Raw genomic sequence first — 8,037 nt, forward strand, 5'->3', positions numbered from 1 at the left:
CTCGTTAAAAGTCATTTAGACTTTTAACCAATCAAATCTTCTAAGCTTTTTCAAAAATATGAGCTAAGACTTGTAGCAAAAGTATTTAAATGTGTCTTCCAGAATGTCAATATATCCCTGCGTATAAGTTAAGTGTCTAATGTAGGTATCTATATAGATGTCCACCAACGAAAGTTGAATTATGCTCTGGGAGATATTTCCCTGCGCATAATTCAACTTTCTGGTGTATTTCTAATAGTGCGGCAGCCCCTATTTTACAATGATATTAAAAATTACTCTTGAAGAAACTTTTTAACTCTTATATAAGTTTGTTCATCACCAATAGCTATAAATGTGTCACCTTCTATAAAAGTTGCATAAGGCCCTGGAGAAAGAATCAAATTATTATTGCGTCTTATACCGATTATTGTAGCACCAGTATTTTGCCAAAATTTAACTTCTGATATAGTTTTACTGATAAACTTAGAAGTTGAATCTATATCAAATTCTAGAGGAGTATATGGATTGCTATTTTTAAATCTATCTGAATAGTCAAGTAGTTTGTTAATTAATGTTTGCAGTTTATTTTCTGATTCATGTTTTTCTATCATTACAGTGAGAATTTCTTTTTTTAATGAATGAATTGAATCTAAATTTTTAAATTTGTCAATAAACTTTATGGCATTATCTACGCATTTAATCACAATTCCACTACCTTGGATTACTTCAACTATATCCATATCACTTAATAAGGTAATGGAGCGTCGTATAGTTTCTGGAGAAACTTTATAGTTTCCAGCAAGAGTTGACCGACCATGAAGCTTTGTACCTACGGGAAGATCACCAGATACTATTCTTGCTGCGATGTCAATTGCTATTTGTTGATAAATAGGTTTTATGATTGATTCATTTGGCATTTTAAAAAACTCCTAACTAATTATATATTTAATGTAAAACGTCAATAATTTAAGTTACTCACAACCTAAAACTATTTTAAATTCATAATGACAAAAAATCAAGTAACTTTACAAAGTGACAACTCTATGTTAAACTTAAGTTGTCACTTCAAGAGTTTTACAATTTTAATAGGAGGAATAAGGATGATAGAAATTAAAAATTTAAAGAAAACTTTTAAGAACAATATTGTGTTAAAAGATGTAAGTCTAACTATAAATGAAGGAGAATTAGTTGTATTTATAGGACCAAGTGGATGTGGTAAAACTACAACTTTAAAAATGATTAATAAACTTATAATGCCAACTTCCGGAGAGATTTTAATTGATGGAAAAAATATTATAAATGAAGACACTATAAGTCTTAGACGGAAAATGGGGTATGTTATACAGCAGACAGGACTTTTTCCTCACATGACAGTTAAGGAAAATATTTCCTTAATAGCTGATTTGCAAAAATGGGATAAAGATAAGATTACTATAAAGGTTTCTGAACTATTAAAGCTAGTTGGATTAAATAAAGAAGAATATATAGATAAATATCCTAGTGAACTTAGTGGAGGGCAGCAACAAAGAATAGGAATTGCAAGAGCCTTTATGATGAATCCAGAAATTATTTTAATGGACGAGCCTTTCAGTGCATTGGATCCAATTACCAGAAATCAACTTCAAGATGAAGTATATAATATACAGCAAGAACTTAAAAAGACCATTGTATTTGTAACACATGATATGGATGAAGCTTTAAAATTAGCAGATAGAATTTGTATTATGAAAGATGGGTTAGTAGTACAATTTGATACTCCAGAAAATATTCTTAAACATCCAGCGGATGATTTTGTAAAGGAATTTATAGGTAAAGATAGAATTTGGAATCAGCCAGAATTAATTAAAGTAAAAGATATTATGATAAAAAATCCGATTAAGGCTGTAGAAGAAAGAACATCGTTGCAGGCTATTCAAATAATGCGGTCCAATCATGTGGATAGCTTATTAATAGTGGATGGTGATGAAAAACTTAATGGGCTTGTAACTTTAAAGGATATAAGAAAAACTCTTGAAAAAAATACAAAGTTGAAGGACATAATGGAAAGAAACATTATAACAGTAAGTAGTGATGATTCAATAATAAATGTGTTAGAAAAAATGGAAAAAGAGAGTATTGGATACGTTCCTGTTATAAATGAAAATTCAAAGTTAGTTGGGTTGATCACTAGGAGCAGCCTTTTATCTGTTCTTAGTAATCAGTTTTTAGATAAGGAGGTTTTGTTGCATGAATAATTTTAAGACATTAATAGAATTTTTCATAGATAGAAAGGAACAAATATATAGTTTGTTCTTACAACATATCCAGTTAACAGTTTTAGCTGTAGTAATTTCAATAGCTATTGGTGTGCCTTTAGGGGTTCTGATTACAAGAGTTAGAAAATTATCTGGACCTGTAATTGGTGTTGCAAATATTATGCAATCCATTCCTAGTTTGGCACTTTTAGGATTCCTAATACCTTTGTTAGGGATCGGAAGTAAACCAGCTATTACAATGGTAGTATTATATTCTCTATTGCCTATAGTTAAAAATACTTTTACAGGTATGGAAAATATAAATGCTGCTACTTTAGAAGCAGCTGAAGGAATTGGATTAACAAAATCACAAATATTAATAAAAATTCAGTTGCCATTAGCATTGCCAGTTATCATGTCAGGTATAAGAATATCTGCAGTTACTGCTGTTGGTCTTATGACAATTGCCGCATTTATAGGCGCAGGCGGATTAGGATATTTAGTATTTTCTGGGGTACAAACTGTTAATAGTTATATGATTTTGGCTGGAGCAATACCAGCATGTTTACTTGCTTTAGTATTGGATTTTATAATTGGAAGAGTAGAAATGCTAGTTATACCTGACGGAATCAAAGTATCTTCTACAAGAACTAAATCTAAAAATAAATTTATTGCCAGTAAAAAGTTTAAGTTAGCAGCAGCAATTTTAGTTGTTGTAATAATTGGTGGTAGTGTCTTTAAATCCTTTGTAGGTAATAAAAAAGAAATAGTTATAGGTTCCAAAAATTTCAACGAACAATTAGTACTAGGAAATATTTTGGCATCCTTAATAGAAAATAATACAGATTATAAAGTAGAAAAAAAGTTAAATCTTGGTGGAACAAGTGTTGTATTTAATGCCATAAAATCTGGAGATATAGATATGTATGTAGAATATACAGGTACTGGTCTTGTTGATATAATGAAACAAAATGTGCAAGGAGATCAAAATAAGGTTTATAATATGGTAAGTGATTATTTTAAGAAAAACTATGGAATTGATTGGTTAAAACCATTGGGCTTTAATAATACCTATGCATTAGCAGTAAAACAGGATTTAGCTAATAGATATAATTTAAATACTATATCAGATTTGGCTAATGTAAGTAAAGACCTCAAATTAGGTAGTACTATGGAATTTATTAATAGAGCTGATGGATTGATTGGTCTGAGTAAGGCTTATAATTTGCAATTTAAAAGTGAAAAAGGAATAGATGGAGGTCTTAGATATTCAGCTCTAGAAGATAATTCCACACAAGTAATAGATGCTTTTTCCACAGATGGATTGTTACAAAAATTTAAATTAAAGCTTTTAAAGGATGATAAGAGTTTTTTTCCACCTTACTATGCAGTTCCAATAGTGAGAGAAGATACACTTAAAAAATATCCAGAGTTGAAACCATTGTTAAATAAACTGGAAGGTGTTATGGATGATGAAACTATGCAAAAGCTTAATTATAAAGTAGATAATGGAGAAGAAGCTGAAAAAGTAGCTAATGACTTTCTAAAAGAAAAAGGATTAATTTAAAAGACTAAGAGCTTGTCATTATACCAAAAATGGTGGCAGGACTACTGGAAGTTTGTAAGTATTATATGGTTGGTAGAAAATTTTAATAATCCAAAGAACCACTGAATTTGTGATATTCAGTGGTTCTTTTTGCATAATGATATATAAATAGTAATGGACATTATTATTCCATGAACTGCGGGGATTTGAATATTCTGAAAATAGTATTGCAATCGTATTCATAGTATGCTAATATTAAATCGTAAAAAAAATTATAATAAATTTTTTTATTATAATTTTTTTTATCATAATAATTTATACATTATAGATAAACACGGCCGACACTTAACTTATACTATGAGAATTATCGGTAATAATTGGGAGATGCAAACATATTTCTAGAGGACAATTGACAAAAGACATAGGACAGTGAAGGTAAGTTTTCTTCCTTACGGCAGAAAGCTAATTTATTTTTTTAGGTTTGTTTTGTGAGTGCAAAACATCACTTATTCAAATACTCAGAAAGTAGAAGTTTCTTTTAAATTAAAGATTTTTCATAGTGTAGCGGAGAAAAATCCTCCTTCACTGTCCTTTGTCCTTTGTCAATTGTCCTCTGTCCTCTAAAAAATATTTAACTTGTGTTAACTGTTACCAATAAATATTTTTTATAAGTTAACTTTCTGGTTAGGTTATCTATAATACAGATAATGAATATAACTAATTAAATTTGCTATATTTGTTATAAATTCAGAAAAATATTTTTTAATTTTAGGAGGTAACATATGAGTAAAATTGTCGTAGAATCATCAAAAGAAGTGCCAGTATTTGATGAAGCTGATGTTTTAGTTGTTGGTTCTGGTCCTGCAGGACATTCAGCGGCTATTGCAGCTGCACGTGCTGGCGCTAAGAAAGTAATTCTTGTAGAACGTTATGGACATTTGGGTGGTATGGCTACAGGCGGTTTTGTTATTTTAATTCCTCATTTATCCTTTGGTGAGAAAAGAATGGTTATGGGCTTACAACAGGAATGGATCGATCGTATGAGTAAGCTTCCCTATGGTTCTTTAGGACCTAAGAAAGAAGAAACAGGAAGCAAAGACCCTATGCTTTTAAAAAAATGGGCTGGTTATTGGGGATTTGTGCTTAATGGCAGTATTAATTATGGTGCATATTTAGATCCAAATCAACTAAAAGTTGTCTTGGATCAGATGATTGAAGAAGAAGATAATAAGATTATTCCTTATTTAGAATGTTGGAGTGTTGGAGCTATAATGGATGGAGATACCATAAAAGGTGTAATTATTGAAAGTAAAGAAGGCCGCAGGGCGATTCTTGGAAAAGTTGTAATAGATTGCACGGGCGATGCTGATATATGTTCCTTTGCAGGAGGTGCTTTTGATGAAGATCGAGATCAATCCCTTAGAAGTGCGAACACAGCATCTGTTTATCGCCTAGGTGGAGTGGATTTTAGAACCTTTGCAGAGTGGAAGGCAGATAATTTTCAAGAGTGGTATAGTGTGCATATGACTAATATGAGTAAAATTACAGGTTTCAAAATGTCTCCGCATGCTACGCCTCGTAATGATCAATGTTGGATAAATAATTGGCTGCCTAGATATTGTCTGGACATTAAAGACTTAACAGAAACGCAAATGAGTGTACGTCGTACAATGTTTGAAGCTATAGACTATCTAAAGGAAAAGGTTCCAGGTTTTAAAAATGCATATTTAATAGATATCGCACCTCAAACAGGTACCCGTGGCAGCAGAAGAATTCATGGAGTATACACACTTTCTAAAATGGACTTAGATAATACTTATGAGCATGAGGACACTATAGCAGTAGTTCCACCTTTCAACTTTAATGTTTGCAAGACACCTACAGAAATACCTTATAGGGTTATGGTACCAGTAAAAATTGAAAATCTTTTAGTTGCAGGAAGATCTTTCTCATCAACTCATGAAGCTAATGACTGGTCAAATTTAATTCCTCACTGTTCAACTTTAGGACAAGCAGCTGGCGTAGCAGCGGCAGTATCATTAGAAGATAATACAAATGTACGTCAAGTGGATATTAAGAAAGTACAAAGAATATTAAAAAATCAGAATGTTTATCTTCCAAGATAAAGATACTTTGTATGAATTTTCTAATAATAAAGTTGATTTATACTAGGGGAGTTATTGGTAGTGGTTGAAAGATATAAATATATTTTTAGAGGACAATTGACAGAGGATAGTGGACAATGAAGGTAAGCTTTCTTCCTTATGTCAGAAAACTAATTTATTTTTTTAGGCTTGTTTTGTGAGTGTAAAACATCGCTTAATAATAGAGTATTCTTACTAAACAAGAGAGCAGTAGTTTCTTTTAAATTAAAGATTTTTAGTAGTGCAGCGGAGGAAAATCATCCTGCACTGTCCTATAAAAATATTTGACTTGCATTAATTGTTACCAATAGATCCCGGAGAATAAGTTAAGTGTCGGCCGTAGGTATCTATATTATACAAAATAAAATATGGGGGGATAATGTTATGCCAGAAGTTCTAAAACCTGATGGACTTGAAACAATGTCATCTAAGAGAAAGACTCTGTGTGCTATTGCCATTTTAATTTGCGGTTTTGCATATTGGTCTACCAGATATAAGGCAAATGCTCTGCTTCCGATGATTTCAGGAGAATTAAATGGTCTTACTTATTATTCATGGGCACCTATGGTATTCAGTTTAACAGGTGCTATTTCAGCTCCATTCTGGGGGAAGATGGGGGATATATATGGTAAGAAAAAGATACTATTAACTGTACTAGGAATTATGGTAACTGGGGAGATACTATGTTTTTCAGCTCCTAATATATGGTTTTTTATAGCGGGCTACGCAGTTAATGGATTTGGAGCTGGAGCCATGCAGGGCACATACATGGCACTTTTAGGTCAGCTGTTTCCTCCAACTGAACGTGGAAAAATAGGCGGAACCATACTTTCAGTAATGAGTGTAGTACAATTGACTTTACCTACACTAGCAGCATTGATTTCAGAACACTGGACGTGGAGGTATGTATTTGTACTTACGGCAATAATTTTCTTAATAACATTTTTCTTTGTAATGTTTGCTGTTCCGAATGTTATTGATGAGAATGCTGATAAAAGAATTGATATTTTTGGTGTTATAACATTAGCAATTGCTGTTTCTAACTTTTTATTGGCTTTATCCTGGGGAGGGTCAAAATTTAAATGGAATTCTCCAACAATCATCATTATGCTGCTTGTATCAATAATAGTTTTTGTTTTATTCTTTAAACACGAAGAAAAAATTCAAGAGTATTCAATAATATCTACTAAATTGCTGAAAAATAGAAATTTTTTAGCCTGCTGTCTTATATCTGTAAGTATGACCTTTGGACTTACTTGTGTAGCCACTTATTTAAGTCTTTATGTACAAGGCGTTATGGGGAAATCAGCAACTGTTTATGCAACTCTTGAAATTCCAGCAAGCTTTATAGGTATCTTTATGGGTGCTTTTGCAGGATTTATGATGGATAAAACTAAACATTATAAATGGATGCTTGTACTAGCTCCTTCCTGTGCGGTTATAACTATGTCCTTCTTTGGGTTAATGCCTGCAACGATATCTTTAATTGCAATAATTGCTGCCAGAGCTATTTATAATGTAGGAGGAGGCTCATGGATGCCTTCTATCAATACCTTAAGTGCTATGGCCTATATTAAACCTAAAGACTATGGTGTTGGTAACGGTACACTGTTCTTCTTTACTGCTTTAGGAAATGCACTTTCACCAGCACTATTAGGATCTATACTGAATACTGTCTATGCAAAATTTATTGTAAGTAATATATCCAATCTTTCTTTAAATCCTAAACAAGTATCACTGGTGTCTACGGCACGTGTATTGGTAAACAAAGATTCACTAAAGCAATTGAAAGCAACTTTTGCTGATCCTTCTCAATATAACACAGTTGTACAAGTTGTAAGAAATACTTTGCAGACTTCTTTGCGTTCAGTATTTATGACTGCAGCTTGTTTCATATGTATAGGTGTCATTTCTGCACTAATCTTAAAAGAGATTCCTTTAGATCAAGTGGAATATAAAGGAAGACTCAGAAAATAATTTATATCTATATATAAATTAAAAGAAGGTTTAATTATAGATGTCCACGGCCGACACTTAACTTATTCAGAATAAATAAATTTTCTTTCCCTATACTAAATATAAGTTAGTATAGGGAGTGATTTTTATGGGTAGAAAAGCAATGGAAATTAGCCTT

General features: G+C 31.8%; 5 protein-coding genes. 4 read left to right on the forward strand and 1 reads right to left on the reverse strand.

Annotated elements, in window-relative coordinates; all coding sequences use genetic code 11:
• Positions 1 to 272 precede the first annotated feature (272 nt).
• Positions 273 to 896: a GntR family transcriptional regulator gene (locus I6U48_RS27655; RefSeq protein WP_218323737.1), complete on the reverse strand. Its 624-nt coding sequence runs from the start codon at positions 894 to 896 to the stop codon at positions 273 to 275.
• 183 nt (positions 897 to 1,079) lie between these two features.
• On the opposite strand from I6U48_RS27655, the gene I6U48_RS27660 reads away from it, so the two are divergent.
• The 4 genes from I6U48_RS27660 to I6U48_RS27675 all read left to right on the forward strand — a co-directional run bounded on the left by I6U48_RS27660 (position 1,080) and on the right by I6U48_RS27675 (position 7,880).
• Entirely contained in the window at positions 1,080 to 2,213 is a 1,134-nt protein-coding gene (locus I6U48_RS27660; protein ID WP_218323738.1) for a betaine/proline/choline family ABC transporter ATP-binding protein, read from the forward strand.
• Positions 2,206 to 3,780, forward strand: coding sequence for an ABC transporter permease/substrate-binding protein (locus tag I6U48_RS27665; protein WP_218323739.1), 1,575 nt, complete (start codon positions 2,206 to 2,208; stop codon positions 3,778 to 3,780). Before I6U48_RS27660 ends, I6U48_RS27665 begins: the two co-directional genes overlap by 8 nt.
• A 761-nt stretch (positions 3,781 to 4,541) precedes the next feature.
• Positions 4,542 to 5,885 (forward strand): FAD-dependent oxidoreductase, encoded by a 1,344-nt coding sequence (locus I6U48_RS27670; RefSeq protein ID WP_218323740.1) that lies wholly within the window; start codon positions 4,542 to 4,544, stop codon positions 5,883 to 5,885.
• Positions 5,886 to 6,287: 402 nt separating this feature from the next.
• Positions 6,288 to 7,880 (forward strand): MFS transporter, encoded by a 1,593-nt coding sequence (locus I6U48_RS27675; RefSeq protein ID WP_218323741.1) that lies wholly within the window; start codon positions 6,288 to 6,290, stop codon positions 7,878 to 7,880.
• The last annotated feature ends 157 nt before the right edge of the window (positions 7,881 to 8,037 follow it).

This window comes from Clostridium thailandense, assembly GCF_019207025.1.
Lineage (GTDB): Bacteria > Bacillota > Clostridia > Clostridiales > Clostridiaceae > Clostridium_AM > Clostridium_AM thailandense.